The 26,635-nt window shown below is 44.2% G+C and carries 23 protein-coding genes; 13 read left to right on the top strand and 10 right to left on the bottom strand.

The window, feature by feature from the left end:
• The first annotated feature begins 292 nt into the window (after window positions 1-292).
• The 5 genes from C170_RS16685 (at window position 293) to rlmH (ending at window position 5,272) form a co-directional block, all read left to right on the top strand.
• Window positions 293-1,570, top strand: a complete 1,278-nt coding sequence (locus C170_RS16685; protein WP_036611896.1) for a S1C family serine protease — start codon at window positions 293-295, stop codon at window positions 1,568-1,570.
• A 299-nt stretch (window positions 1,571-1,869) separates the two neighbouring features.
• Window positions 1,870-2,394: a hypothetical protein gene (locus tag C170_RS31365; protein ID WP_051447245.1), complete on the top strand. Its 525-nt coding sequence runs from the start codon at window positions 1,870-1,872 to the stop codon at window positions 2,392-2,394.
• A 371-nt stretch (window positions 2,395-2,765) separates the two neighbouring features.
• Window positions 2,766-3,737, top strand: a complete 972-nt coding sequence (locus tag C170_RS16675) for an MBL fold metallo-hydrolase (RefSeq protein ID WP_036611893.1) — start codon at window positions 2,766-2,768, stop codon at window positions 3,735-3,737.
• Between the two features lie 206 nt (window positions 3,738-3,943).
• Window positions 3,944-4,111, top strand: a complete 168-nt coding sequence (locus C170_RS30455; RefSeq protein WP_017691462.1) for a CxxH/CxxC protein — start codon at window positions 3,944-3,946, stop codon at window positions 4,109-4,111.
• Between the two features lie 681 nt (window positions 4,112-4,792).
• On the top strand, window positions 4,793-5,272 hold the full coding sequence (gene rlmH, locus C170_RS16670; RefSeq protein ID WP_017691463.1) for a 23S rRNA (pseudouridine(1915)-N(3))-methyltransferase RlmH: 480 nt from the start codon (window positions 4,793-4,795) through the stop codon (window positions 5,270-5,272).
• A gap of 157 nt (window positions 5,273-5,429) precedes the next feature.
• Here rlmH and C170_RS30830 read toward each other — a convergent pair whose 3' ends face one another.
• From C170_RS30830 to C170_RS30115, 6 genes are all read right to left on the bottom strand, one after another.
• A complete protein-coding gene (locus C170_RS30830) occupies window positions 5,430-5,594 on the bottom strand; it encodes a hypothetical protein (RefSeq protein WP_155985088.1) in 165 nt (54 codons plus the stop codon).
• A 66-nt stretch (window positions 5,595-5,660) separates the two neighbouring features.
• Entirely contained in the window at window positions 5,661-6,410 is a 750-nt protein-coding gene (locus C170_RS30125; protein ID WP_162158979.1) for a recombinase family protein, read from the bottom strand.
• Entirely contained in the window at window positions 6,367-6,483 is a 117-nt protein-coding gene (locus C170_RS31665) for a recombinase family protein (RefSeq protein WP_442789463.1), read from the bottom strand. The genes C170_RS30125 and C170_RS31665 overlap by 44 nt, the downstream gene beginning before the upstream one ends.
• A gap of 72 nt (window positions 6,484-6,555) precedes the next feature.
• Window positions 6,556-6,651 (bottom strand): hypothetical protein, encoded by a 96-nt coding sequence (locus C170_RS31660; protein ID WP_442789462.1) that lies wholly within the window; start codon window positions 6,649-6,651, stop codon window positions 6,556-6,558.
• Entirely contained in the window at window positions 6,651-6,953 is a 303-nt protein-coding gene (locus C170_RS31655; protein WP_081745968.1) for a recombinase family protein, read from the bottom strand. Before C170_RS31655 ends, C170_RS31660 begins: the two co-directional genes overlap by 1 nt.
• Before the next feature lie 246 nt (window positions 6,954-7,199).
• Complete coding sequence (locus tag C170_RS30115; RefSeq protein ID WP_155985086.1) at window positions 7,200-7,553, bottom strand: hypothetical protein; 354 nt, start codon at window positions 7,551-7,553, stop codon at window positions 7,200-7,202.
• Between the two features lie 436 nt (window positions 7,554-7,989).
• Here C170_RS30115 and C170_RS16655 point away from each other — a divergent pair, with 436 nt between their 5' ends.
• From C170_RS16655 to C170_RS30820, 4 genes are all read left to right on the top strand, one after another.
• Window positions 7,990-9,411: a DNA sulfur modification protein DndB gene (locus C170_RS16655; protein ID WP_051447240.1), complete on the top strand. Its 1,422-nt coding sequence runs from the start codon at window positions 7,990-7,992 to the stop codon at window positions 9,409-9,411.
• A 48-nt stretch (window positions 9,412-9,459) separates the two neighbouring features.
• Window positions 9,460-9,738, top strand: a complete 279-nt coding sequence (locus C170_RS16650) for a hypothetical protein (protein ID WP_036611889.1) — start codon at window positions 9,460-9,462, stop codon at window positions 9,736-9,738.
• 313 nt (window positions 9,739-10,051) lie between these two features.
• Entirely contained in the window at window positions 10,052-11,425 is a 1,374-nt protein-coding gene (locus C170_RS16640; protein WP_036611881.1) for a serine/threonine-protein kinase, read from the top strand.
• Window positions 11,422-11,565 carry a hypothetical protein gene (locus C170_RS30820; protein ID WP_155985085.1) on the top strand — a complete coding sequence of 48 codons (144 nt, stop codon included), beginning with the start codon at window positions 11,422-11,424 and terminating at the stop codon, window positions 11,563-11,565. Before C170_RS16640 ends, C170_RS30820 begins: the two co-directional genes overlap by 4 nt.
• A 281-nt stretch (window positions 11,566-11,846) precedes the next feature.
• Here the strand turns inward: C170_RS30820 and C170_RS16630 are convergent, their stop codons facing one another.
• A complete protein-coding gene (locus C170_RS16630) occupies window positions 11,847-13,871 on the bottom strand; it encodes a right-handed parallel beta-helix repeat-containing protein (protein WP_036611875.1) in 2,025 nt (674 codons plus the stop codon).
• Window positions 13,872-14,145: 274 nt separating this feature from the next.
• Between C170_RS16630 and C170_RS16625 the strand changes: the two genes are divergently transcribed.
• On the top strand, window positions 14,146-15,231 hold the full coding sequence (locus tag C170_RS16625; RefSeq protein ID WP_036611873.1) for a 5-methyltetrahydropteroyltriglutamate--homocysteine S-methyltransferase: 1,086 nt from the start codon (window positions 14,146-14,148) through the stop codon (window positions 15,229-15,231).
• 28 nt (window positions 15,232-15,259) lie between these two features.
• The gene (locus tag C170_RS16620; protein ID WP_036611870.1) at window positions 15,260-16,750 is read left to right on the top strand and encodes an aldehyde dehydrogenase family protein; all 1,491 of its coding nucleotides are present in this window, start codon (window positions 15,260-15,262) and stop codon (window positions 16,748-16,750) included.
• A gap of 220 nt (window positions 16,751-16,970) precedes the next feature.
• Here C170_RS16620 and C170_RS16615 read toward each other — a convergent pair whose 3' ends face one another.
• Window positions 16,971-17,423, bottom strand: a complete 453-nt coding sequence (locus C170_RS16615; RefSeq protein WP_036611867.1) for a HEAT repeat domain-containing protein — start codon at window positions 17,421-17,423, stop codon at window positions 16,971-16,973.
• Window positions 17,424-17,514: 91 nt separating this feature from the next.
• Complete coding sequence (locus C170_RS16610) at window positions 17,515-18,489, bottom strand: YndJ family transporter (protein ID WP_036611864.1); 975 nt, start codon at window positions 18,487-18,489, stop codon at window positions 17,515-17,517.
• 213 nt (window positions 18,490-18,702) lie between these two features.
• Between C170_RS16610 and C170_RS16605 the strand changes: the two genes are divergently transcribed.
• Window positions 18,703-19,380 carry a DNA alkylation repair protein gene (locus tag C170_RS16605; RefSeq protein ID WP_036611861.1) on the top strand — a complete coding sequence of 226 codons (678 nt, stop codon included), beginning with the start codon at window positions 18,703-18,705 and terminating at the stop codon, window positions 19,378-19,380.
• Window positions 19,381-19,453: 73 nt separating this feature from the next.
• On the opposite strand, the gene C170_RS16600 is transcribed toward C170_RS16605, so the two are convergent.
• Window positions 19,454-19,723: a hypothetical protein gene (locus C170_RS16600; RefSeq protein ID WP_036611859.1), complete on the bottom strand. Its 270-nt coding sequence runs from the start codon at window positions 19,721-19,723 to the stop codon at window positions 19,454-19,456.
• 326 nt (window positions 19,724-20,049) lie between these two features.
• On the opposite strand from C170_RS16600, the gene C170_RS16595 reads away from it, so the two are divergent.
• Window positions 20,050-26,340: an Ig-like domain-containing protein gene (locus C170_RS16595; protein WP_036611856.1), complete on the top strand. Its 6,291-nt coding sequence runs from the start codon at window positions 20,050-20,052 to the stop codon at window positions 26,338-26,340.
• Window positions 26,341-26,635 lie beyond the last annotated feature (295 nt).

Here is a 26,635-nt window from a genome sequence, read left to right as displayed (position 1 = left end):
CGGCGATATGCAAGACCATTTTTTAAAATTGCAAAAAAGCATGGGAAAACGAGAGGTTATTTACGGTACGCACGTAACGAAAGACACAGAACGAGGCTGGAGAAGCGTAGCGTTCGCCTTTATGAACAAATTTTACCTAGGAAAAAGAAATAAAAAAATTTGTGAGTAACAGCGATCGGAAGCTCGGCTGTGGCTGGAGTGGGGTAACGTAAGAACACCATCGTTGAACCATGCGACAACTTAGGCGGCAGTCAGGGTCTTGATGCGTGACAACGAAGGGGAGAGGATCACGATGGGATTGTTTGGAGACGATTTTTATTCAACCAAAGTATCAAGACGCGCCGAACCTGAACAGAAAGGCAAACTTCAGATCATCCGCCCTGGAGGCAGAGCACGTGGACGTGACCGCTGGAGCAATCCGCGCAGATCGCGTACGGGAATCAGTTCCACTGTGAAGGTAGCTGTGATTAGCTCGGTGATCAGCTCCATCGTGACCGTCATGCTGTTTAGCTTCATCACACAGCCTGCTTCGTTACCGCTGGCTAATGCTACAGGTAATGGTGGTGGAGGCGGTGCACAGACAGCGCAGGCAGCTGATCCATACGATCGGATTATCCAGGCAGCAGCCCACGTTCGTCCTTCCGTGGTGAGCATTGTGAACCATAAAACGGGTAGTAGTCTATCGATGGAAGATTCGGCGCTGGGCTCAGGGGTCATTTTCAAGAAGGAAGATGGCAAGGCATATATTATGACCAACCACCACGTTGTGGAGGGTGCGAGTGATCTGGAGATTGTGACCGTAGATGGGGAGACACATAAGGCAAAGCTGGTCGGTAAAGACCGTGTAAGTGACATTGCTGTACTATCCGCAGAAGATAAAGGGCTGGGAGCAGTCGCGGAGATCGGTGATTCCAGCAAACTTCAGCGCGGTCAAACTGTGCTGGCGATCGGGAACCCGCTCGGTCTGGGCGGTACGCTGACATCCGGTATTGTCAGTTACACGGATCGTATTCTGCCTGTATCGATTAATCAGGACGGAGTGTACGACTGGGAGCAAAACGTGATCCAGACGGATGCGGCGATTAATGAAGGTAATAGCGGCGGTGCTTTGGTCGATTTGAACGGCAAAGTGGTCGGCATCAACACGATGAAGATCTCGGATACGGGCGTTGAAGGTCTTGGCTTCGCGATTCCGATGAACGAAGTGATGAAAACGGTAGATTCCCTGCTACTGAACGGCAAAGTATCTCGTCCATACCTCGGCGTGTACACGGTGGATCTGAGCAACCCTTATGCACCACTGGATGACGAGCAGCGTAAAGATCTGAAGCTGCCATCTCACGTGGACAGCGGCGTGGTTGTGTTGGAAGCATCTGGTCCAGCATCCGAAGCAGGAATGAAGCTGAATGATGTTATTACGGAGTTTGACGGGCAAAAAATTACCTCCACGCTGGATCTACGGAAGTATCTGTACGATGAGAAGAAGATTGGAGATACCATTGAAGTGACCTTCTACCGGGATGGCAAAGCGGAGAAAGTATCAGTGAAGCTGACGGATAAACCGGAGTAAGGGAAGTTTCGAACGGAGCTTATGCTGTTGTTTGGATTGTAATAGGGGAATGCTAGAAGAGTGATCAGATCAACTGACCACTCTTTTTTAGTTGTTATGGGTGGATGTGCTCGTTCGACAGTAAATGAGTAGATCAACCATTTTTATATTCTCATGATCAGTTAGACCCGGAGCCAAAGGAGCAGATACATAATACTTGTGCTGTGGTAAACTGTTGTCAATATGTTGGAGACGGTCGCTGATGCAATAACATCTGTTTGTCGATCTGATTTTATTTCAGAATGGAAGGGGTATTTTTGATGAAACATTTGAAGAAAAAGATGCTTGGGGGAACGAGTTTGGCTCTGTCCCTATTTATGTTGTCCGCCTGTGGGTCTGAGGTAGCTACGACAGGAGCATCTGTAGATACGAGTGCTCTGCAAGAGAAGATTGCAGGGCTTGAGAAGAAACTGGTGGAGCAAGGAGCCAAGAGCGTTGAGCAGGAGCAAAAGATCGCAGCACTTGAGACCAAGTTGAATGAGTTGAGTACAAATGTGATTGCGGTAGGTGAGGCTGGTGGCCAAACGCCTGTAACATCGGGAAACAACGGATCGGCGGGGAAAGGCGATGGGGTGCTGATTACCTTTGCCCAGTATGAGAAGCTTGAGGTTGGCATGTCGGTGGGAGATGTCATCGAGATCCTTGGCGGCGAAGGTGAAGCGCTGAGTGAAGCGGAGAATATGGTGGTTTACAACTATAAAGGCACAGCCGGCAATGGTGCCAATGCGGTTATTGCTTTTCAAGGCGGGAAGCTGTTGACGAAGGCGCAGTCGGGATTGAAGTAAATAGTATTGGACATGAAGAGCCTGAATCTGTGGAATAAAGCGTATTACAGGGTTAGGGGAAGTTAAATGTGGGCCAATCAGAAAATTCTGGTTGGTTTTTTTGTTGTTTTTATAAAGTCTGTGAGTAGCAGAGAAATAATTAGATATAGATTTTTCTGATAATAACTTGACATACGCATCTAGTTGTAACTATAATCATTACATCATATAAGTTGTAACTATAGTAGTTACATATAATGATTTGAAGGGGGATTCAGTCGAAGCAATTGTACAACCAGACTATAGGATGGTTTAAAAAATCAACGGAATTGGCTGCTAGATGCATTGATATGGATGAATGGCAGCGACATAAAGAGAGGGAGATCAATTAAATGTTTATTAAAAAATCATCAATGGGCGTTATGCTCGTTCTATGTTTCATGTTAATTCTGAGTGCTTGTGCGGGTACAGCAAGTAAAACCGAAAATGCGGAAGACTCTTCATCCAATGCTGCTAGTGCTGGAAATACAAAGAGCGAGGAAACAAACACACCAGCGGTGGAGCTGAAAGTGACTACCTATAATCCTGGGGAAAACAGCATTTTTGGCGTTTCATCAAACCTGATTGAAGGTCCAACTGAAATCGTGCTCGTTGATGCGCAGTTCCAAAAGAATGATGCCGAGCAATTGGTCAAAATGATTAAAGAAACGGGTAAAAAACTGACCACCGTATATATCAGCCACAAGGACCCGGACTACTACTTCGGTCTATCGGTGATCCGTGAGGCGTTCCCTGATGCAAAAATCGTTGCGACTCCAGCAACGGTGGAAGGAATCAAGGAAACAATTCAAGTGAAGAATGAATATTGGAATCCGATTTTGAAAGAAAATGCACCAACTGCACAGATTGTTCCGAACGTCCTTGAGGGTGCTCAATTGACCGTAGATGGAGAAACCGTAGAGATTATCGGTCTAGATGGTTCCGATCCGTCCCATACGTTCCTGTGGATTCCTTCCATTAAAACTGTTCTGGGTGGCGTTACTGTCTATGAAAATTCGCACGTCTGGATCGCAGATAACCAAACGCCAGAGAGCCGTGACTACTGGCGCCAATTGTTAGACCAAATTATTGCATTGAATCCAGAGCGAGTGATTCCAGGTCATTACCTGGGTACCAGTGCCGGGGATATATCGAGTGTTACATTCACTCGTAATTATATTGCTAAATTTGAAGCAGAGGCAGAGACAGCCAAAGATTCTAAAGAACTGATTGCAGCCATGAAAAAAGCATATCCGGACTTTACGAATACAGGCGATCTGGATACGAGCGCTCAGGTAATTAAAGGCGAAATTTCTTGGCCTTAAGTATAACGATGGAATTCTAGAAACGGTATAAGTAAAGGGCGAACATCCTTATCCTGTTAAGTGGGAGGGATGTTTTTGCTGTCATTAGGCGTGTAGGGGTTTCTTTTCGGCGGCAGGTGTGATAGAACTGAGAAGTGGCTATCCTGTAATGGGGTACGCGGTTGTGAATCGGGAACATAGCTGGTTACAGAAAGGATGCTTAACGGATGTACGTTGTATGCAAAGAACACGTGGACATTGCCATCGACATGTTTGTCGATGAGTATGAGGACGCTCCAGATATCGTTGATCTGAAGGAGACGGAATTTGCCGACTGGGACCCGCCTGCGAAATGCGCCGAGTGCGAACAGCATGCGGAATTTCTCGTCGTTTAGCGTACTGTAGGACTTAGATAGCCGGAGGCGTGATTTAAGGTGGCGCTTCGGGCTGACTTTCCATCCGGTATGAACATCACAGCAAGAGGCCAAGGAGAGCGTGATGAGCGCTCTTTTTGTCTTTGTGTGGGGAATGGTGGTGGTTGTTAGGCGGTGTGGAGCTGGGCGAGGATTGTAGGGGTTAACGTGGAAGTAGGCGAGGGTAGGGGAAGATTAAGGTAGGTGTAGGTGCCGAGTTCCGATTTGGGAGGGAGCTCAGGTTGTAGCAGCGGTGCAAGGTGTGTAGGTAATAGAAAAGAAAGCCCGAGCATGGGAGAAAAGTGACGTTGGGTAACAGCGATGTGGGTAGGGACGTGGGTGTGGCGGAGCGGAGTAACTCTAAAGAACCTGACGGATCTTATTCGTGGCAAATACCGCCTGGTTGAAATCTAACGAATCGTAGACACGTTACATTACTGAAAAGGCCTCGAAAGAGGTGGGGAAAGCTCGTTTTGACTGAGATAGCGTGTTTCAGATTCGTTAGATTTTAAAGTAGCCGAAATGGGGCTGAATAAGGTGTGTGGGATTCGTTAGAATTTGGAGAAATGTGTAGTATAGGTATAGTACAGTTGGAACGAACGATGCGATGAAGCATCTTACTTATAGAATATTTCGCAAGACAATTTAGGAGGAATGGGTTTTATGTTTATTCAGATTATTGGCGTAGGCAAATTGAAGGAAAAATATCTGACGCTGGGCATTCAGGAATATGCCAAGCGGCTCGCCCCGTACATCAAGTTTCAGATGATCGAGGTCGCAGACGAAAAGGCGCCCGATACCCTGAGCGAAGCTGAGGTTCGGGCGGTAAAAGAGCGCGAGGGCGAACGCATCCTCGCGCATGTGAAGAGCGAGGCGCACGTGGTCGCGCTCGCACTGGATGGCCAGCTCTGGAGTTCTGAGGAGCTGGCATTGGAGATCGACAAGCTCGGCACGTATGGGACGAGCCATGTCGTGTTTGTCATCGGAGGAAGCCACGGGCTCTCCGATGAGGTGTTGCGCCGTGCGAAGCAGCGCTTGAGCTTCGGGCGCATGACCCTGCCGCATCAGCTTATGCGGCTGGTGTTGGTGGAGCAGATTTATCGCGCGGTGAAGATAAATCGGGGTGAACCGTACCACAAGTAGCGGCAAGTTTTTTGTGGGGAACTGCGTAAAAAGCGTGGAAAAGGATTAGTATGGCAGGGATTTACCCTAAGTCACTATCTGTGAAAAAGCCTGCTATAGAGGCGATATGCTGTGATTTGAGGGCATAGAGCTGGACGGGACTTACTCCTATGTGACATTAGATGACGCTCCGTTTGGGTGGAAGGGGCATATCCAAAAAACACGCATTGACTTTATCATCGAACTCCAATTCGATGCCTTCGATTTTCTGGTCTTTCTTCACACGAATCTGCTTCACGATGATCTGAAGCAGGTTCTTTTGTGTTTCAATCGGTGCTGACAATAACAACTCATGGAGTTGAGACAGTACCTGCTTTACTTGATGTAGTGGAACCGGGTCAGCGGAGCTTCATTCAAGCTGTCGTAAGGCCTCTTGCCTTCTTCTTGTCAGTGCTTCATGCTGCTGCTTAAGTTCATTCATACGCTGGAGTAGGAATTCATTATCAACAACATCGACTTTGTAGAGCTTGAAGTATTTCTTCTTTTGGGCATCCAACGTTCCAAGCTCCTTGTCAACGGAAGCTAGTTCTTTTTGGAGAGGGACGACATTCACTGTACGGTTATTATTGATTCGTGCCACGATTTCCTCCAATATATTAGGCTTTCTCACAACGGCAGCAATTCGGTCAGTTACATATTGTTCAGCTATGTCAGCCTTCACACTGTTTGAAGTACAAAAGTAGCTACCTTTAGCACGGAAGTTGCTGCAAATGTAGTATCGCTGTACAACCTTGGTTCCATCCTTGAGCGTATCATGAAATCGATGTGCGACAAGCGTGGCTCCGCAGTCAGGGCAACGCATCATTCCGGTCAACAAATAGGTTCCATTGAAGACACGCGGCGAGGTGATGGACTTTTTTAGCGTAGAGCTTTGTACGGTTTCCCACATATCCTGTGAGATAATACGTTCGTGTTCGCCATCAACAATGATAGGATCATAATTAATACCCTTACGCCTTTGTTCACTCCAGTTTTCTCTCACGTTGTACCGAATCTTACCGATGTAGACGGGATTGTTGATGATCGCCTTGATCGAAACGGCACTGAATGGGTTGTTAGGCTTCATTTTGTATCCGTTGTGGTTCAGTTCGGTTAGCAATGCTGCGTAGTCCTCGTCCTCCGGTATACATATGAAATATTTTCCGCACCAATTCAGCTTCAACGGGGTTGATTTGCAGTGCGGAATCCTTTCCTTTAGAAATGGGAACCTCGACGACATCATAGCCGAGTACCTGACCGCTGTTCTATTTCCCGTTTCTCCCACGTTGCTTCATTCCCATTTTGACATACTTAACAATGATGTTTCGTTGAAACTCAGCCATCACACCCATCATCTGCATCATGCCTTCCGTGATGAAGTACTCGGATCGAAATCTTTTTCAGAAATGCTTCGGAAAGTAACTTTATACCGATTAAAAAACTCTATCATCTGTATGAGATCGGCCAATTTACGCGAAAGGCGATCTGTCTTCCATACCCAGACTTCCTGCAGTTTTCCATTCTTTATATCTTCCAGCATATTCTGAAGGGCAGGGCGTTTGTCCATCGACTTGCCTGAAATACCAGCATCTACGTACTCACCGTAGACAACCTTCTTCGCTTCCTTACACTTGGCACTAATATCTCCAAGCTGAGCTTCGATACTGAAGCCGTGTTAGGCTTGTTCCTCCTTACTCACCCGAGCATAAATTCTGATTGTTGCGATTTCTAAGGTTGAAAATGCTGGTGCCATTAGGCTACGCCCCCTAGAATGAGTTCAGAATAGTCGGTACTGCCGAGTAATTTGGCAGTAAGATATTTATTCGCCCAGTGCTAGTCTTCTTCTAGCATAAGACGATGAATAAACTCCAAAGTTTCTGGTGAGGGAGTGACTTTGGGCTTATGGGTTTTAAGAGGCATCTGATGTGCGGAGAATGACACGGATGTAATGCGTAGGTGTGAAGTCGTCAGTCGTCTGGAATAATAGAGTGTGTTTATGGGAATCGAATTTCGCTACTGACATGAGCCACACGTTAGTGTTATTCGGTTCTTTCAGGATATTGCCGTTCTGATCGAAGGCTTCTTTTAGCTTTTTAATGATTAGCTCGTTAGCTGTTAATGGATGTTTTAGCCATTGCTCAATCTCCTCGTCGTGAATTCCCTTTTGGGTAAAGAAGGTCATGATAAAGTTGTGGGTGTGCATGACGACGATCTTGTAGACGGTCATGTCATCGAATTGTAGTGTTTCTACATACTCCGGCAAACTTGCCCAGCAATCCGTAATCCTCTCGGTTTAGCCCGACGCATCCCAGATCATACAGGTTGTCTCCTTCTTCCAGAATAACGATATAGTCGTATCTGCCCAGCACAAAGAGGCGATTACCTGTATCGCCGATTTCGTCACGGAGTTGGTTGAAGTGGTTCTGGGGGGATAGTAGGGAGGGGAAGAGGCTGGCTGAGTGTAGCGTGGTAATGTCTTGTTGGCTTTTGATGATTCGCATGTCACAAATCCTTTTACGGAAATTTTTTGCGAAAAAATTATCCCAGGATTCATATTGTTAACTAAAAGTGAATCCTGGTTGTTAAAATAAATACCCTGGGTAATAAAAATTATATCCAGGGTATTTACATGACAGAATCTTGATGTATAATAGATTCATAGACAGGTAAATAAAACCAATTACTAGGGAGGCAATAAAATGTTTCAAACTGATATGGACAAAGAGGTTAGATCACTAGACCAATTAATACAGCGGGGAGACACTTCGGAAACTCAAATCAAAGCGTTCTTAAGTAATAATTTAGGTAATAGTACGTTACTCACAAAGTTACCAATGTATGAGTTTTATAGAATGTCTGATGTCGCAAATGAAAGATCAGATGATGGTAAGCCAGTAACACAACGTAAATTAGATCCAAAGCATGCTGCATCCTTAGCACGCTACATACTAAAAGGCCTGCTATCTACTACTATATATATAAATAAGGAAGATGAAGGGCCGGTTATGGATACGAGAGTACGTATGCTCGAAATGATTGGGAAGCAGCCCTATTTAGCTATGCAACCAATAGTAGCAAACCTGCGAACCGCTGGCCGTAATGGTACAAACCTCCAGGGTAAACCACTTGTAGCTTCAAATGATGAAGGAATTGGAGCTAGGATTTGGTTGGGGCAGAAAGATATTCTTTGGGTAGTAGACGGACAACATAGACGAAAAGCCATGCAAATAGTAATAGAGTTTCTTGAAGATATAAGGATGACTCAGAAATATCCACCTGCGAAAAGTTCACTATTTCCATATTCTCGTGAAGATAGGACCGTGCCTAATGATGAACTTAATATATGGCTAGAATGCTATCAAGTTACCAGAAGTGAGTGTACTGTAAACGTGGAAATTCACCTTGGTCTCGGTATTCTTGAAGAGCGGCAATTGTTTCACGATTTAAATAATCTCTCAAAGAAAATGGAAGTAAGTCTTGCTTTGGAATTTGATAGTTCCAATCCTGTCAATGCTTTTATTAAGGATGAATTAATTGAGCCTGCTCTTATCAAGCTTACCTCCGGGGACAAAGTAGACTGGAGCAATGATGATGGCAGCTTTACTCGTAAAGATATTGTGGCAATCAATGCGCATTTAATTCTTAATAAGTCCAACATTAATGGTGCTACACCTACAGTAGTCAAACCACGGCTTAGTATTGCGAAACGTTTCTGGGAAGCTGTTACTCAAATCAACGACTTTGGAGATAGTCATGCAAAGCAAAAAACAGTTGCAGCCCAACCTGTTGTTTTGAAAGCCTTAGCTAAATTAACATACGATTTTTCCTTTGGACGACAAGCCAAAGAAGAGTTGCTGGACAAGCTGCTAGATGAAATGACAGAGTTAGATTTTGGACATGATAATCCGATGTGGCGTTATTATCAATTGAGCGATGAAGATATCGAAGAGTTCGGTTTACAGGACTTGAAGGACTACCTGCCTGATGGATCAAGTGGTAACAGGGATATTGGTAATTTTGAAGATTCTACCGGGTGGATGAGATTCGGAAGTAAGCACAATGACATATTCCCTATTATTGGAGATATGATCAGGTGGAAACTAGATTTACCTAAACGTTAAAGGCTATTTACTAATGTCTAACTAAAAACCAATAATGGAGGAGTTAACATGGCTTTAAATCTCAATAATTTAGACAAAGAAACTAGAAGATATATGCTTGAAGAGTTTGAGTACGATATAAGAAACAACAATCTATACTTAAGTTCTAGGCTTACGGAACCTGGAAGGCATGCTTATCCTGATCTTTTCCGAGATAGTATACTCTACGGAGATGATTCTAAGCTTGCTGCTGATCTGAAAGACTATATGTCTAAAATGGAATTAAAGAAAAAGAGGGGGGAGGATATACCGAGTCAAGTGTTCCCTATAATGCTAATGAAACTTTAGCTGAAGGGGAATTTAATAGGATTTACATGAGAGGTCTTTGTTCCCGTGTAATTAATGAACTTTCAGGACAGCTCACCATTTACAGAGCCAAGAATGTTGATGATCCTCGTCTTGAGTCACAAGCTATGATTGGCCAGATAATAAATGCAGAAGAGCTTCTCTCTACTCTAAGAAGTAGTCAAGGTGCGTTTATTGCTATACCTAAGCCCAATTCAGGTTTAAGCATTCAACTTGTGGGCTAATCATCCAAGCATTTTAAAGATATAGAATTCTTGAGAGTTTAAATTTCAATGGCTGAAGGATGGTGTGGATTATGGTCCCACAGTTTCAAGAGGGAGAAATCATTGATGAAAGATATAAAGTAGTGAATGATAAAAGGGGTGGAGGAGGGTTTGGTAGAGTAGTTAGTGCAAAAGATTTGACAGATGGAAAGGTCGTCGCTTTAAAATATTGCACCGAAACAGATGTTGAACATCTTCGTAGATTTAAACGTGAAGTACAGATTATGGAGAGTATTAATCATGAGAATGTTATTGAGGTATTGAATTCGAACACAGAACACACCCCACCGTATTTCACGATGCCCCTTGCATTAGATTCAGCAACTGGGCTTATTCCAGAATTGCAAGATGACTACAACAGGGCATTAAATGTTTTTGAAAGCATTTGTAAAGGAATCAATGCAATTCATATTAGCGGTCATACCCATCGGGATATTAAACCGGAAAATGTTCTTGTTTATGAAGGAGAACATATTGTTGTCTCCGATCTAGGTCTTGCGAAACTTGATGAGAGGGATACAACTGTTTTAACTAGAGCGAGTATCTACATGGGTACTTTAGATTATAGTCCACCAGAGCAAAGGACATATGGTGGTACGAGAGATCTAGACCATAGAGGCGATATCTATCAACTTGGTAAAACATTGTATCATCTCATCACTGGACACCGTCCCTCTGTAATGACCCCTGCTTTAGTGCCGAGTGGCATTTGGTACGTAATTCAAAAGGCAACACGTCAGAATCCTGATGAACGTTACCAATCTGTGAATCAAATGTTAGATGCTCTTTATGATACGAGAAGAGCAATTGATCCAGCGATGAATCCTAAAGGGGTATTCGCTCAACTTTTAATAACGGCTGAGGAAAAACTAAGTATTAATCAATATGATCCTGATAATGCGCTCAAGCTTCTTCAGCTTATTTACAGCGTGGACGATCAAGATGATTGTATTGATTTATTTCATAAACTTCCCGAACCATTACTTCCCGTTTATGCATCCCAACTGACTTCAGAGTTTGAACCCATAATTAATAAATATACTTTAGCGATACAAAAAGAGGTGAGTGGATATCCTTACTCTTTCGCCGATGCAGTAGCCCGCAAGATGAGATTTGTTTTTAAGGATGCAACATCACCCGAAATCAAGAGTTACGCAGTTTTAAGCGTACTCGCTGCGGCTGTTAGGTTAAATCGTTTCGACGCAATGGGCGATTTTGATCAAATGATTAAATCCATTTCAGAAGATTCAGATGCATATGCTGTAGCGGCTGGGCTACGCGATGAAATCGAAGAGTACATTCGACTTTATGATCGGGTACCAAAGAAGGAGCTACATCCTGCTCTACAAGTAGTTTGGGAAGCGTGCCAAAGGATGGAAGACAGTAGAAGGAAGGGAATAGAATGAACCAACCCAAAGAACTTACAGAGTTGGAAAGGGCGGTTACAGCCTTTCAAAATCTAGCTGAAAGGAGTCCAGAAGCTGTAAGAGGTCTTAAAGAGAGACTAGCACAACTGGCTGAGGATATTAGTAAACTCTTGCAGTAGTCAGAGGCTGCTTCCCACAGAGGAGCAGCTTTTTCTTATTATTTGATTAACAGTTTATTTTGTAGGTATCATAAGTAGGATTCACTAAACTTGCCGTTACAGACAGCGCGGTGAACCGTACCACAAGTAACAGCGGAATGCTTTTGATAAAAATAGAGATCACCCGAAAGGAAACAGAGCATCGTTCACCAATTAAAGCCTCTACTCCGCTAATCGGAGTAGAGGCTTTAAACGAAAAAAAGATCCAATCACCTAAGATGACTGGACCCTCAATCATAAACTTAAATTTTAAAATCAAGAGTACCATCTCCGCTTAACTCAAACGGACCAGCTGTGACATCTGCATCGGGTCTCTTTGTTCCGAAAAAGTCGGAGTCAAAATGATATGGACTACTGTCCGGCTCCTCAAACTTCATGTTGGCGTGATAAGTCTTTCCAAGCAGATCCGTGGTAACTAACATTGAAGAGGTTCCCCGAAGCAATTCGGGACCATGAATCTGAATGTGCACTTTGCCTAGTGCAAGATTCGTCTCAACGTTTACGCCCTTCTGTGCAACTATCTTCGCTTGGGATTCGTGACGGCTTGGAACCGCATCGTTAAGAAATACATTGCCACCCACAGCTACCGGAAGTACGGCATTGCCTATAAAGAAATCCTTCGCCGCATCGCCAAGCGCCATAAGCTCCTCTTTGGTGTATTCCCACCATTTCTTATCTTTCACATCAGGATGTTGATCGTAGCCGCCCAGTCCCACAGCATGCAGATAACATATGGAATTGTCCGGAACACCATCCATGACCGTCTTCCCGTCCTCTCCAACTTCATCCCTTGGTTTAAGGGGAAGATGCTCAAAAAAGGTGATGGGCACAGGCTCCTTATTAGGATCATTGTCACCTATAAAGATATTGTTGTAGTACCTGTCATCGCCCCCAGTGATATTGGAGTATCCCGCCAAGGCCGTCTCGTGTGGGAAGTGATATGGCGTAATACGGGTAATCTCGGAACGAACTACAAATCGGCCTGCAAATAAATTATGAGTAAATGCCCCGCCCTGAGCCATATTTCTGAAATTCATCGGAGAGAGAAATAGATTGTGATCGACCATATACGGACCATGGCAAACCTCAACGAAAAGGTCTTCCGAAAGATTGTCAAAAAATACATTACGGCTGATGCGAGTGCCCTGTGCCTGCCAGTCCAACCAAAGCGCACGGTAACAGCTATACATTATATTTTCGCTAATTTGAGTATCCAGTGAAGCATGCAGTTTAATTCCCGCTACTTCGGCACCATGTCTGAGTCGTTTGTGGTGAATATTATAAATACGGTTCTGATAAATGTGGCTGAAGGCTGCTCCCATATGACCCACAATACCTGCCTGTTCACAATCATGAATTACATTACCTCGAACAATGTGACTGCCGATATTATCCTTATGCCACCCGGAGCGTAATGCTCGTAAAATAACCTCCTGCTCGCGTTGAGTACCGCCTTTACTATGCTTCTCCAAGGACTTGGTGTGCCCTGTGCCGATTTCGGTACCCAGGCTAATACCAACGCATTTGGATTCACTGATTATATTGTTCTCAATAATCCAGCCCTTGCTCCAGTGAGGTCCAATCAAACCTTCCTGGTAGTCTGTAGGCGGTGCCCATTGGGGGGAGGCTTGACGCAGAGTGAAACCGCTTACGGTGATGTAGTTAATTCCCGGTTTCACAGGCCAGAAGCAATAAGGACGTACATTAATTTCTACATTTTCCGTACGAGGATCTTTTCCACCAAAGGTGGCCCAGATTTTTGTTGTTGTAGAACCAACCTCGGCATACCATTTTAACAATGAATCCTTGGGATACTTGGCTTCGGACCAAACTTCAGGATTGTGAACGCTTTCAATACTATCGCATTCATACAATGATTTGCCATCCAAATAGACATCGCCGAGATGAATTGTGAAGGGCCCGTCAAACAACCAGTCTCCACTGAGCTCTACCTCATAGGGATTGCGAACGGAAAAGAGGGAATTGAGCACTTCTGTGCTCCAGACATGGTCTCCTTCAGACTTCCAGTTGGTAATCCGCTCAGCTCCTGTAATCACGACTTCCCCGTCTCCTGCGGATCGATATACGATTCTATGCTCCGCTGTTCCTCCATTGGCCGGGTTAACCCATTCCCTGTATACTCCCGCATGAACAATAACTGTATCACCAGCCATGGCATGAGCCGCAGCGCGTGATATGGTACGAAGGGGTTGATCCGCTGTTCCTTTTCCTTGATCATTCCCATGTATGGATACATGATATTCCATAACAACTCTCCTTCTATTTTAAAATGTTTGTTGTATCCCGTTATTATACTAGAAAATAAATGTAATGGGAGAGATAGGAAGGCGGGTGTCAGGCTAAATTGATATTGATATGAGGTAAACCACATCTAGTACCCTATGAGGTTGTGGTTTTTTTGCTTTTTGAGACTTTAGCTATTGTTAAAAGCTATGACTAGCCATGCTTTTTTCATATAACAAGCATTCCTTTTCATCATGCTATACTCATTAGACTAAAAAGTTAGAAGGAGACATAGTTATGATACCATTTCGTAATGATCATGTAGGTAGCTTTCTACGTCCTGCAGATTTAAGTCAGGCACGTGAACAATATAAATCAGGCAACATCACATATGAGGAATTAAGAGCTGTGGAAGATAAAGAGATTATTCGAATTATTGATAAGCAAAAAGAAAATGGCGTATTGGCAGTTACGGATGGTGAATTCCGCAGAAGCTGGTGGCATTTTGATTTTCTGGGTGGCTTGGATGGCGTAGAGTTGTATGAGCAAATAGACGGACCGAAATTCCATAATATGCAAACGCGCAAGGGTGGGATTCGTGTTGTTGGTAAAGTTGATTTTTCGAGTCATCCCTTTGTTCAGGATTTTGAGTTTTTGAAAAAACATGCAGGTGACGCAGTAGCGAAACAGACGATTCCAAGTCCCAACATGCTTCTATATCGATTGGAGAATGACGCTAATATCTATACAGACCGAGAGCAATTCCTCCAGGATACGATTGCGGCGTATCAAAAAGCAATTCAAGCCTTCTATGATGCAGGATGTCGATACCTGCAATTAGATGATACAGCTTGGGCAGACCTATTCTCAGACGCTGGTCACGATAAGTTACGTGCTAAAGGTCTGGAACCGGCGGAAGAGTTGAAAACGATGCAACGTATGATTAACGAAACATTGTCTCATAAACCAGCAGATTTAGTGGTGACGATGCATATTTGTCGTGGTAACTATAAATCGAATTATTTCTCAACGGGTGGTTATGATTACGCTTCTGAAGTTATCTTTGGAGGCTTAAACGTAGATGGATTATTTTTAGAATTTGATGATGAGCGCTCAGGTGGTTTTGAGCCATTACAATATGTGAATCGAAAAGATCTGAAAATCGTGCTTGGTTTACTCACATCGAAAACAGGCGAGTTAGAGGATAAAGAACACATTAAAGCTCGGATTGCAGAGGCGGCAACCTATGTACCACTTGAGCAACTATGTTTGAGTCCACAATGTGGCTTTTCGTCTACAGAAGAAGGCAATATTTTAACGGAAGAACAACAATGGCGTAAACTTCGTTATGTGAAGGAAATTGCAGAAGAAGTTTGGAATTAATCCATCTAAATAACGGAGGGGATTCAAAATGACGATCCAAGCAGACCAAGAGACAATTATAGTTGAAGCGTTCATAAATGGTCAGAATGTAAAATCCCTTTCGCAGGTAGCAAAAGAGAATCCGACAAACCCAACTGAGATGGTAGGTTATTTCCCTGTCACTACGAAAGAACAAGCGGTTGAAGCGATTGAAGCGGCGGCAGGGGCTTTTAAAACATGGAAGCAGACCCCCATTGATGAACGCATTACGATGATGCGCAAGGCGATCGAGAAGATTAGAGCAGCTGAGAATGAAATTGTACATTTGCTGTCTAGAGAGCATGGCAAGCCCCTGTATGATGCACACGGTGAAATTTATGTTTCGTTAATGTGGATGGAGTTTGCTTGTAATGAAGCTAAATCGGCTCTACAGGAAGAAATCAAAGAGCATGAGAATGGTAAAACGATTCTTTCCTATGATCCAATTGGTGTGGTGGCTGCGATTAGTCCATGGAACTATCCCATTGCGTTATCTACGATTAAGATCGCTCCTGCCTTACTTGCGGGTAACACCATTGTGCTTAAACCAAGTCCATATGCGCCACTGGCGGCAGCGAAAGTGGCAGAGATTATTGCGAGTGAGTTCCCGGCTGGGGTAATCAATGTCGTTCATGGTGATGCGGATGTGGGCGTTGAACTGACCAGTAACCCTCTCGTTACTAAAATCGCCTTTACAGGTGGAACCGCAACAGCTAAGCATATTATTAAAGCGGCTTCGGAAACGATTAAGGATATGACGCTTGAGCTTGGTGGTAATGATGCGGCTATCTTCTTGGAAAGTTTTGATGTTCATGATGAGCGAGCAATGCGCCGGATTGTCATTTCTAATTTCTTGACAGCAGGCCAGATCTGTATGATCGCCAAACGTGTGTATGTGCACCGTTCTATATATGATGAGTTTGTGGAAAAATATATAGAGGCGGCTAATCGCTGGATTCGAATTGGTGACCCATTTGATTCAAATACGACAGTAGGTCCGGTTAATAACCTGAAGCAGAAAAATTATGTGCTTGGTTTGGTTGAAGATGCGCAAAAGCGTGGGGCTAAGGTCATCCCTCTCGGTCAAATTCTTGATCAGAAGCTGTTTGAACAAGGTTACTACCTACAACCTACGCTTGTCTTGGGTTGCGATGTTCATGATCCGATTGTAGTGGAGGAACAGTTTGGTCCTACGGTTCCGATTCTTCCATTTGACGATGAAGAGCAGGTTATTCATCTACACAATGAAAGTGTATATGGATTGACGAGTTCTGTGTGGGGGAAAGAAGAGGATGCCATCTCCGTTGCACGTCAACTCGAAGCTGGAACGACTATGATCAATACAGCTGCTGTGCAGGGGCTCGATGTTCGGTTCCCTTTCGGTGGGGTTAAGCAATCTGGTATTGGCCGTGAATACGGCGCCGAAGGCATCCGCACGTATACAGAAAAACATGTCATCAACGTTCCGAAGACACTGGATCTTCCTTATATACCAGAGTAAATGGTATAGAGGTTGTTCAAAAAGGCTCTAACTTTGCGCTTTGTTTACTGATTTTTAAGAATCAGTAGACAGGGCGTTTTTTTGTCAGATCAGTTTGACAGTGGTGACTTTTTTAGAGAGAAAATACCCCCACATCTGATGGAGGTGACGCTGAAGAAATAAAGAAGCCACTCCATTGATGGAGTGGCTTGATACTCAGCTATTATACGGTGAACGGCGGTTATCTTCTACCTAGTGTCTCCCAAATTCCATGGAGCCAGGAATCGAAATCAGCATCTTTGTCGCCCTCGTAAGTATCATAAATATCCAGACGTGTCTTTTGCAGTTTTTCCTTGAATTGCTCGAATGTGTGACCTTCAGGAAGGCTTTTTTTAATCCGCAGCAAAATTTTGTTAGTACCTTTAAACAGCTCACCTTTGTTTTTGGCAGGCATTTGTACATCTTCATCCAACTGCTTGAGCTTTTGATATGCGGCTTCGCGCACTTGAAACACTTGATCATTTTTCAAAACATGCTGAAGCAACTTAATGGTAGGGGCTGTATTCCAGTTCCCCAATTCGTTCACCGCATTCAGTCTTTCTCTCCAGCTCGACGTCCGGTTAGCCGCTCGTTTGAGCTCTTCAAAGTTCTCCGGTAGTTCGTTAACTGCTCCAATATCATGGTTGTTCGTCAAAATTCAATCTCCTTAATCATCGCCATCTCGGCAGAATGATGAATGTTATTTATGTGATCACTATTATAGCACGAACCTGACTAAACTACTCCTATGAAGCCGATTGGTTAGCCTTTTCCTTAATGAAGTCCACCATATACACCCAACCAATTAGTCCACATAAGACAAAACCAAACGCATGTAGAGATCCATAAATGGGAATAAAATCGAGTATGGTTAAGGAGTACATATTTTTCAGTAACGGATAGAAAATAGAAAGGACAACAACCGCGTAAAAGGCTAGACAAGATAGGCCTAAAAAGATGGTTGCCTTATTATCCAAAGAGTTCTTCCTCAAGTAAGAAAGGAGATAAGCGGTGTAAACCACAATATTACAGGCGAACAAAGTGACACCGACGTATTCAATTGGCTTGGAGAAAATCATACCAATAGCAATCAAGATTGGTCCGATGATATCGATGGCAACGATCCAAGGATACCAGCTTTTCTTCGTCATGATGCGTCCCAGTGCACCAATAAAAATCGGAACGATCGCAGATGAGAAATGGAAGTGGAGCGAGCTTAACGCGTGCGTTGAAGGATTAGCTTGGAACAGGTTCAATTGATATTGATATAAGGTAAACCAAATGCCCCCGATAAAAAAATAAACGAGCCCCGCACCAATCGCTATTTCAGCTGCTTTTCCTTTAGAGATTACAATAGTGGTTAAGCCATAGATGCCAAGCAGCAGTGTGAACAGTAGCCATCCAAGAGACAGAATCCCTGGGATTTCCGTACTTTCTAACCCCCACATCTTACTACTCATTACCGAGGCCAGGGTAAGAAGCGCAGCGGGAAATTGAAGCCATTTCATAGCGGCATAAATCATTCGTTGATGTTTATTCTTTTCGTCATGGTTCAAAAGTAAAATCACAAGAGGTACAATGACAAAAGCCGCAAAAAGCAGAAATTTTTCAACAAGTTCGATTTGGAAGTAATCAAGGGAAAATATCAGAATGGTTATGATTCCACCGGGAAACACGGGTGCTAATAATGATTTCATTCGTTGCTTCAAGGAACTATTCATGGGGTTTCCTTTCTAACACGTTTATCGTAAGAACTGCCTGTATCCAGTTGTGTAGCATTCTTTAGTATAGATTGGCAATTCTTCTTTTAGTAGTCTAACACATTTATTTGTCAATATATGAAAATAAGCGTATCTTACTGCGGTTGATGGAGTCATGGGAAATAGCCCTTTCGCTCTTCAAAGACTTTCGCCATAAAGGAGCTGTGGTATCAAATGAATAAGGATAAAAGTATAGAAATGAAATACTCTTCAAAAGCAGGGGACATTCTACAGCAGATCAATAGTAAAACTAAGCTAGGCGAATTACGAAAAATCGCAAAGGATATTAAAAAAGATCACGAACTAGCTATGGAACTTTGGTCGACCGAAGCGTTTTTGCCCAGACTATTAGCTATTTTAATTATGGATAAAAAACTTCTCTCACAAGAAGTGCTTAATAAGTTTGATAAGGATATGCAGACTCACACTTTTGATGAGCGAAATAACTTAATGGATTGGTTAATGGCTAATCAGCTTACCAAAGACAAGAAGACCATTGCATTGATGGAGTCATGGGAAAAAAGCCCTTCTGCTCTTCAAAGGCGAGCTTTTTGGTATTATCAAGCGCGATTGAGATGGACCGGACAAACGCCTCCTGATAACACCGAGGACTTACTATCTGCAATTGAAGCTAATATTACGCAGGAAGAGCCGACAGTCCAGTGGGCTATGAATTTCATTGCAGGTTGGATAGGCATTTATGATCAAAAGTACCGTGCACGTTGTATTAAACTTGGTGAGAATACAGGTCTTTATAAAGATGAAATGGTATCAAAGGGTTGTACTCCTAATTATTTGCCAGAGTTCATTGCAATTGAAGTTAACAAACGAAATAAGAACTGGAAGCCTTAATATGGAAAAAGGGTCTGGAAGTAAGCTTCCAGACCCTTTTTGCTTGGAGGGCAATTGCAAAATTTTTCTTACACTACTGATCACTATAATTGGTGTGAAACCAATTTTTTAACTCTTCACTCATGATCTCATACTCCTTGTCGGTAGCCTTCGGATCCAATTCGATTCCTCCAGAAGGTCCGAAAATAACGATGTCTAGGCTCGTTTCGTCTGTAAATGTAATTTTTCCAGCATTGTTCGATCCAACAACATCACCTGCATCAAAAGGTCTAAGTTCTGCATCTTGTATCATTTGGATAACCGTATTTTTTTCTTCCTCGCTTAATATGGTGGGATTAATCATGCCGATACTGATTTCTTTTACTTGCCCTGCATCAAGTTTCTCTTTAAATTGTTCTGCCCAATTTTATCTAGGAACTATACATAATGCGATTAATTTAATGTATCGAATTCACTGTGATCGAACTGAGTATCAGTCTATTACGTTCTTGTTCAGTTTTTGTTTAGAGTTAATGATTATACTAAAATTCGCAACAAATCTGGAGACGGGAAGAAGGTAATAAATGTTGCTATAGTTCTTTTTGAACAGGTTAGGTTATAGACGAATAAACACAAGAAGTTTGCTGTATTAGGGATATTTACATTTCAATTTTGTACGGAGGACTAGATATGAACAACAATGGCTTTAGAAAATTTATTTCAATTGCGCTTACGGTCTGTCTAATATTTGGGCTTAGTGGTCTTACTCCTTTAGACGGCTCAGTGGCCAATGCGGCAATCGCTCCGACTATGGCGGAGACGAACTACGACCAGTACCAAGTCAAGTTAACTGCCGACCCGGTGACGGATGCGCCACCTAGCGGCTTTGGTACAGCGGCATCAGACGGACGTATTTGGACTGACAAGAGCGTTACGGCAGAGGGTGATGGCAGTTTTAATGTCAAATTGTCAGCGTTAGCACAAGAATATATGACTGCAAATTTGACCAACCCAGGTGTCGGAGGGAGCGGCAATGCTGACGGTCCTGCGGCGGACGTAACCTTTATTTTGGACATGAGTTCGTCTATGGGAAATCTAAATGGGAGAGAAATAGCAGAAACAGCAGGTGGACCTGGTGTGTACTATCGTGTCGAAGCGATGGCCAAGGCAGCCAATGATGCAATCCGCACAGTCATGAATGCGAATCCCAATAACCGCGTTGCGGTTTATTGGTTTGGAGGATCGGCTAGCTCCAACCACCTTGGCACTTTTATGGAACTAGGACACTACGTATTTAGTTCAGGACATGGAACGGAAGATTATTTGAAATATGCAACATCGAACCAAAACATCACATTGAACAGCAATCTAGTCAAGGATGGTACGGCCGTTGGAACGAAGTCGGCAGTCTCGCTAGGGGCAGGTACGCCAACGCAGGACGGTATCATGTATGGTGTCTCCAAGACGATGAGCAGTGTGGGAACTAAGGGCACGGGACCTAAGCGCCAGCCTTACTTGTTCCTTCTATCAGATGGGGCGGCAATTCATGCCAAGAAGGCATGGTATACTTCGCCCAAAGGCAAATCGTTTGAAACTGATTTTCAGAATGCGGTAACCGAAGCTACAACGATTGCAAACTACAATCAGAGTGGCACTGATGGTACCAAATACGTACCAGCTACTGCCGGTACCAGTCTGGCCAATACAGGTGATCCGGAAATTGCTGCGCTGACTATACTCACGGGCGCATATATGAAGGGTCTTTTAGATAATCAGTACACTGCATACAATGGAGGAGAATCCACTAAAGCCAAAGTGTATACAGTGGGACTGGGTTCCACAACGGCAATTAACGGACCGTATAATGGTAACCAGCCAGTCTACGCATGGGCAGGTCTTGACCCGAAAAGAGTCAACGATCATAAGGAAGACAGTAGTTATAACTATGGTACGGCAAAGAATACCTATGACAAGTTGAAAACGTATGCTGCTCAGGGGCCAAATGGTTTTAACTACGCAGACTCTTTTGTGTACAGTAATTATTACACATTCGCTCCAACCTATGACATTGTGAGTTCAGCTTTTGCTGGGTTGGCCAACGATGTAGAAGCTACTACGACCATACTTCCGCTTCTCAATATACCGGAGACTACCGATCTTGGCTCAGAGACAGCCGATATAGCAAGTGCAATTGTTGTTGCAGACGAAATCAGCGAGGACTTTAATGTTGATCTGTCCACGTTGAAAATCGTTGACGCTGTCGCAACGGTGGATGCAACTACAACGATAAATGGCGGTACAGCGTATCAATTCGCTGGATACGGAAGTAAAGCCGTCATTAAGACAGTCGCAGGTGTTACCAGTCTCACTTGGTATATCGACGCAGAAGATATGCAACGGCATATTTATCGCTTCAAGAACCGGACAAGCCCAAAGTCGGGAGAATATAGTGCACCAACAGACGGTTCATTTGCACTCAACTATAAAGTAAAACCTACTTTTCGGGTATCTCCCAATAATGTAGGAAACATATCTCGCTACCTGAATTCAGGTAATGCCATGGATGGGGCCAAAACAGCGGCTTATTTCTTCCCGCCTACGGACAGCCCTTACTATCTTGCTTTAACGAGTAAGCAGACGATCTCCAAATCAGATGGAATTGGTGCAACCTATGTAACCGAGGAGTCACTGAATAATGGAAGAGCGACGATGAAACTTGGAAACAACGGTAAGCTTGATCTGAAGATGGGGATTGACAAGACAGGTCCTGCAACGATTCAGACCAACGGATCTATAAACTACACAGTTACAATTTATAACTATACGAATACAACAAAAACAGGTCTTAGTGTCACCAGTGAGGGCCAAACACAAACGGGAATTGATGTACCCGCGAATAGCAGTAAGGTGCTGAGCTTCACGAAAACGGCACCAGGTACACCGCAAACTGTGATCAGCGACAATGCTGTAATTTCGGGTATTAATCTTGGCTCTAATACAGTAACTACCAATGTAACGGATGTGACAACAGCTGTAGTCACCACGCATGTCATCGAAGCCATTGGAGGCACGACTGAAGGGGATAACACCTACAGTATTGGTGACTCAGCAACAATTAAGGCAAGCGCAGATCAAGGATATGCATTCGTGGGATGGTACGACAACCAAGCAGGCACTGGTACTCCAGTAAGTACAAGTGCAGCATATACGTTTACCGTTCAGACGGATGTAGGCTATTATGCTAAATATGTTATGCTGCCAGTCGCGGAGAATGACACGTATAGTGTCTTAAGAGGAGATACGCTCACCGTTTCGGCACTAGAGGGCATCTTGATGAACGATACGGATGCGGAGGGACGTCCACTTACGGCGGGGGCTATCAGCTCTGTCAGTGACCCGAGCAAGGGCACTCTGAATGTAAGTCCTGACGGATCATTCACATTCGTGGCAGATGAGGAAGCATCCGGTGACGTGACGTTTACCTACCAAGCAGACAATGGCATCGCCCAGTCAAACGTAGCTACGGTGACGATTGCGATTACTCTACCAGTTTCTACGCATGAGCCTATTGCGGAGAATGACACCTATCGCATTAAGAGTGGAGATACACTCACTGTTCCAGTTGAGGCAGGTATACTCACGAACGATACCGATGATGAGAATCATCCGCTTACGGCGATGAATGTCAGCTCAATCAGTGATCCAAGCATGGGCACGCTGAATGTGAGCCCTGACGGATCGTTCACGTTCATTGCGGAGGAGAATGCTTCCGGTAATGTTACGTTTACCTATCAAGCCTTTGACGGAACCGTTTATTCGAGTGTAGCTACGGTGACGATCACAATTACGTTGCCAATCAATACACATGTCATTGGAAATGTCGGGGGCACGACTAATGGTGACGATGCTTATGGGCTTGGCGAATCGGCAACAATTGCGTCTAACCCAAGTCTGGGCTATTCATTCGTGGGATGGTATGAGAACGAAGAAGGCACAGGTATTCCAGTAAGCACGGATGCGTCATACACCTTTACTGTTCAGACAGCCGGAGACTATTATGCAAAATTCAGAGCGGTGCCAGTTGCCGAGAATGACAGCTATCAGGTTGCAAGAGGGGGTAAACTTACCGTCCCGGCAGAAAAAGGAATTTTACTCAACGACACTAGCGTAGGGAATGATACGCTCACAGCAGTGAATATTAGTTCAGTTAGCGAAGCAAGCAAGGGTACGCTGACGGCCAGCTCGGATGGCTCATTCACGTTTGAGGCAAAAGAGGAAGCATCAGGAAGTGTGACGTTCACATATCAAGCTTCTGACGGAACAGGTCAGTCCAACATTGCTACGGTGACGATCACAATTACCAACCCGAGCATTGTTGGAACGGTGACGGATAAGAAAACCGGAGATCCGGTATCCGGGGCGACAGTCATTTTACGTGACCTTGCAGGTAAAGAGAAGGAGCGGTTCACGACAGGTTCAAATGGTAAATACAATTTTGAGAATGTCGTGATCAATAAATATATTCTAGAAGTGGTTAGCGATGAGTACAGCTTTGCTCATCGAGAAATCTCAGTATCCACGATCAACGTTAATACGAATGGAGTTGTCATCCAAGACTTTGAGCTTGTCGAGTTTGAAATGACATTGACGGCCAACCCATCGTCCATACTTGGTAACGGCGCGTCAACATCCGTCTTTAAGGCGGTGGTGACTGATAAAGAGGGTCATCCTCAGGCAGGGGTTCAAGTCGTATTTAAAGTGCCGGATACAACATACGGCCATTTTGCTGGGAACTTGAATATGATAAGCGTCTTGACGGACGCACACGGAATCGCAACTACAACCTTCACGGCGGCTATACTTGGCGGTACGGAATCTACATCTATTCCATTAACGGCAACGGTTGCTGATAGCCCAAGAGATCTCTACGTGAGTGATACGATTCATATTACGATCACCCCTGGTGTTATTACGGGTATCGTCACAGACCAAGCGGGTCACCCCGTAGCAGGCGCTTTGATTAAAGTGAGCAAAGATTTTGATGGTGATGGTATTACTGATTTTCATGCTGTTGCAGTTACAGCGGGCGATGGAGCATACACCCTAGCTATACCGCAGGGTAATGTGACATACGATGTATCCATTACAAAGCAAGTAGAGATTGGTGGACAGAAAAAACCCGTCACGTTTAATCAGAGTGTTCCAGTAAATGCTAGTGTGGATGGTCGATCCTTTGAGGGAAATAAAACAGTCTCTGGTGTTGTCTTGGTAGAAACATCGCAGGGTGGCTCCCTGGCACTCAACGGAACTGTGGGCGGCGGTTACACGGTGTTGATCAATGACGGCAATGGGACTCATACAGGCCAAATTGATTCTAATGGAATATTTAATATCGACAGTGTACTTAAGGGCATCTACACTGCCGATGTCATCTATAACATTCCGCTCCCGGGCGGTGGAACACAACCTGTTGTTGTTGGTCATGCTGATATTGAGATTAGTTCAGAAGGACAAATCAGCATTAGTGAGGTGCTCATTGACCCCTACGGTACAATTACCGATTCCGTGACGGGTCATCCAATATCCGGTGCAATCGTTACGCTTCATTACAGCAACGGAACGGTGGTCAACTTGCCACCGGTGGGCAACTTCCCGCCAGCGGATAACGCGAACCCGCAGACGAGTGATGCGACTGGGCAGTATGCGTTCATGGTATTTCCTCATACGGACTACTACTTAACCGCGACCAAGGCAGGATATAAGGATTTCGACAGCAGAGTTGTCGATACGAAGCAGCCACTAATTCATGTAGGTACGGAGATCGTACTGTATGACTTTAGCATGACGCCACTGCCGTCATCCAACGGAGGGGGATCTCCAGTTGTAACGACTGATCCTGTAGCGCCACCAGTCACAACGACTGAGCCTGCACCACCGAAGACCATAACGACCAAGCCCATTGACTTTGCCACAGCTATCCTTGTGGACAAAATGAAGGGCAGAGAAGATGATATTCTAACCTTCACGGTGATTTACGCCAATAAAACGTTGACTGAGGCTGATGGCTTGTATGTTAAAGCTACGATCCCGGCCGGAATGAGTTTAGTTGATGCTAACGGCGGCGTCGTTACCGGCCAAGAAATAAAATGGAATGTTGGGAAGCTGGCAGGAGACACACGAGGCCAACTGACGTTTAAACTAAAGGTTAACGAAATGACCGAGGGCGAGAACTATGCTTCTGTTACGGCTGTGATCGGCTCAGATCATAAGCTTACGCTTGTGAATACGCAGGACGATACGTCCTTGATTAAAGTGATGTTGTACTCTAACCGTTATGAGCACAAACATGATCGATATATTATGGGGTACCCAGACGGTAATGTGAAACCTGAAAAGCTCATCACTCGTGCAGAGATTGCAGCTATTTTTGCCCGTACACTTCATTTGCAAGATGAGGTTCGACAAATCAAGCTGTACAGCGATGTCGCTACGGATTACTGGGGTGCCAATTATATCGAAGCTGTTGCAAATAAAGGGATATTCAAAGGCTATGCGGATCATACATTCAGACCGGATCAGCCCATTACAAGAGCAGAGCTGGCGACAGCCATTGCGCGTTATCTCGGCGTTGCCAAAGAGCTGAAGATGGACCCTATCTTGAGAATTAGCTCGTTTACAGATATTGAGGGGAACTGGGCAGAGCAGTCTATCGATGAAGTTTTCCGTTTTGGTATCGTATCAGGGTATAAGGATGCTTCTTTCCAACCTGGAAGTCAGATTACCCGAGAGGAAGCCGTTAAGATGATTAATGGGATGCTGTATAGAGGTCCTCTGACTGGAGCAGAACCTTCATATCCGGACAACCGTTTGGACAAATGGTCATATGGACATGTCGAGGAAGCCACAAGAACCCATACGTATAAGATCAATGAAGATGGCTCCGAAACGATGATCAAGTACATCCCGGAAGATCTGTGGTAATCTCGCTCTATCAATACACTCAAGCTTAAAAGTATAAGCAATTTATCTCAAACTAACCTGAGGGACCTAACTAGGTCCCTCAGGTTTTTTTAAAGCTGATGTGAAACGTACTAGGTCTGTCTGGTGAATTCTACAAGGGCTCGCTTTGACCGTTGTTTTTTTGCTCATAATTTTTCTTCACAGGAATTTCGAAGCTCCAGTCTCCAGTGAGCAGATTCTGCTGATCCGGGCCATTGGACAGAACTAACTGATTTACGTTGACTTTCAACAGGAACTGGTCTGGAGGTGGAGAATT

The sequence above is a fragment of the Paenibacillus sp. FSL H7-689 genome (assembly GCF_000517905.1).
GTDB classification, from domain to species: Bacteria; Bacillota; Bacilli; order Paenibacillales; family Paenibacillaceae; genus Paenibacillus; species Paenibacillus amylolyticus.
Note: the sequence above shows the minus strand (reverse complement) of the source record. Positions and strands in the feature narration are given on the sequence as shown.

Coding starts and splice junctions, on each gene's coding strand:
- C170_RS16610 (WP_036611864.1), bottom strand. CDS start 18,489: ATGAATAGTTCCTTGAAGCAACGAATGAAATCATTATTAGCACCCGTG.
- C170_RS30455 (WP_017691462.1), top strand. CDS start 3,944: ATGTACGTTGTATGCAAAGAACACGTGGACATTGCCATCGACATGTTT.
- C170_RS31660 (WP_442789462.1), bottom strand. CDS start 6,651: ATGCAGATGATGGGTGTGATGGCTGAGTTTCAACGAAACATCATTGTT.
- C170_RS16655 (WP_051447240.1), top strand. CDS start 7,990: ATGTTTCAAACTGATATGGACAAAGAGGTTAGATCACTAGACCAATTA.
- rlmH (WP_017691463.1), top strand. CDS start 4,793: ATGTTTATTCAGATTATTGGCGTAGGCAAATTGAAGGAAAAATATCTG.
- C170_RS16650 (WP_036611889.1), top strand. CDS start 9,460: ATGGCTTTAAATCTCAATAATTTAGACAAAGAAACTAGAAGATATATG.
- C170_RS16630 (WP_036611875.1), bottom strand. CDS start 13,871: ATGGAATATCATGTATCCATACATGGGAATGATCAAGGAAAAGGAACA.
- C170_RS16640 (WP_036611881.1), top strand. CDS start 10,052: ATGGTCCCACAGTTTCAAGAGGGAGAAATCATTGATGAAAGATATAAA.
- C170_RS31365 (WP_051447245.1), top strand. CDS start 1,870: ATGAAACATTTGAAGAAAAAGATGCTTGGGGGAACGAGTTTGGCTCTG.
- C170_RS16620 (WP_036611870.1), top strand. CDS start 15,260: ATGACGATCCAAGCAGACCAAGAGACAATTATAGTTGAAGCGTTCATA.
- C170_RS30820 (WP_155985085.1), top strand. CDS start 11,422: ATGAACCAACCCAAAGAACTTACAGAGTTGGAAAGGGCGGTTACAGCC.
- C170_RS16605 (WP_036611861.1), top strand. CDS start 18,703: ATGAATAAGGATAAAAGTATAGAAATGAAATACTCTTCAAAAGCAGGG.
- C170_RS16600 (WP_036611859.1), bottom strand. CDS start 19,723: ATGATTAATCCCACCATATTAAGCGAGGAAGAAAAAAATACGGTTATC.
- C170_RS16595 (WP_036611856.1), top strand. CDS start 20,050: ATGAACAACAATGGCTTTAGAAAATTTATTTCAATTGCGCTTACGGTC.
- C170_RS16685 (WP_036611896.1), top strand. CDS start 293: ATGGGATTGTTTGGAGACGATTTTTATTCAACCAAAGTATCAAGACGC.
- C170_RS16675 (WP_036611893.1), top strand. CDS start 2,766: ATGTTTATTAAAAAATCATCAATGGGCGTTATGCTCGTTCTATGTTTC.
- C170_RS16625 (WP_036611873.1), top strand. CDS start 14,146: ATGATACCATTTCGTAATGATCATGTAGGTAGCTTTCTACGTCCTGCA.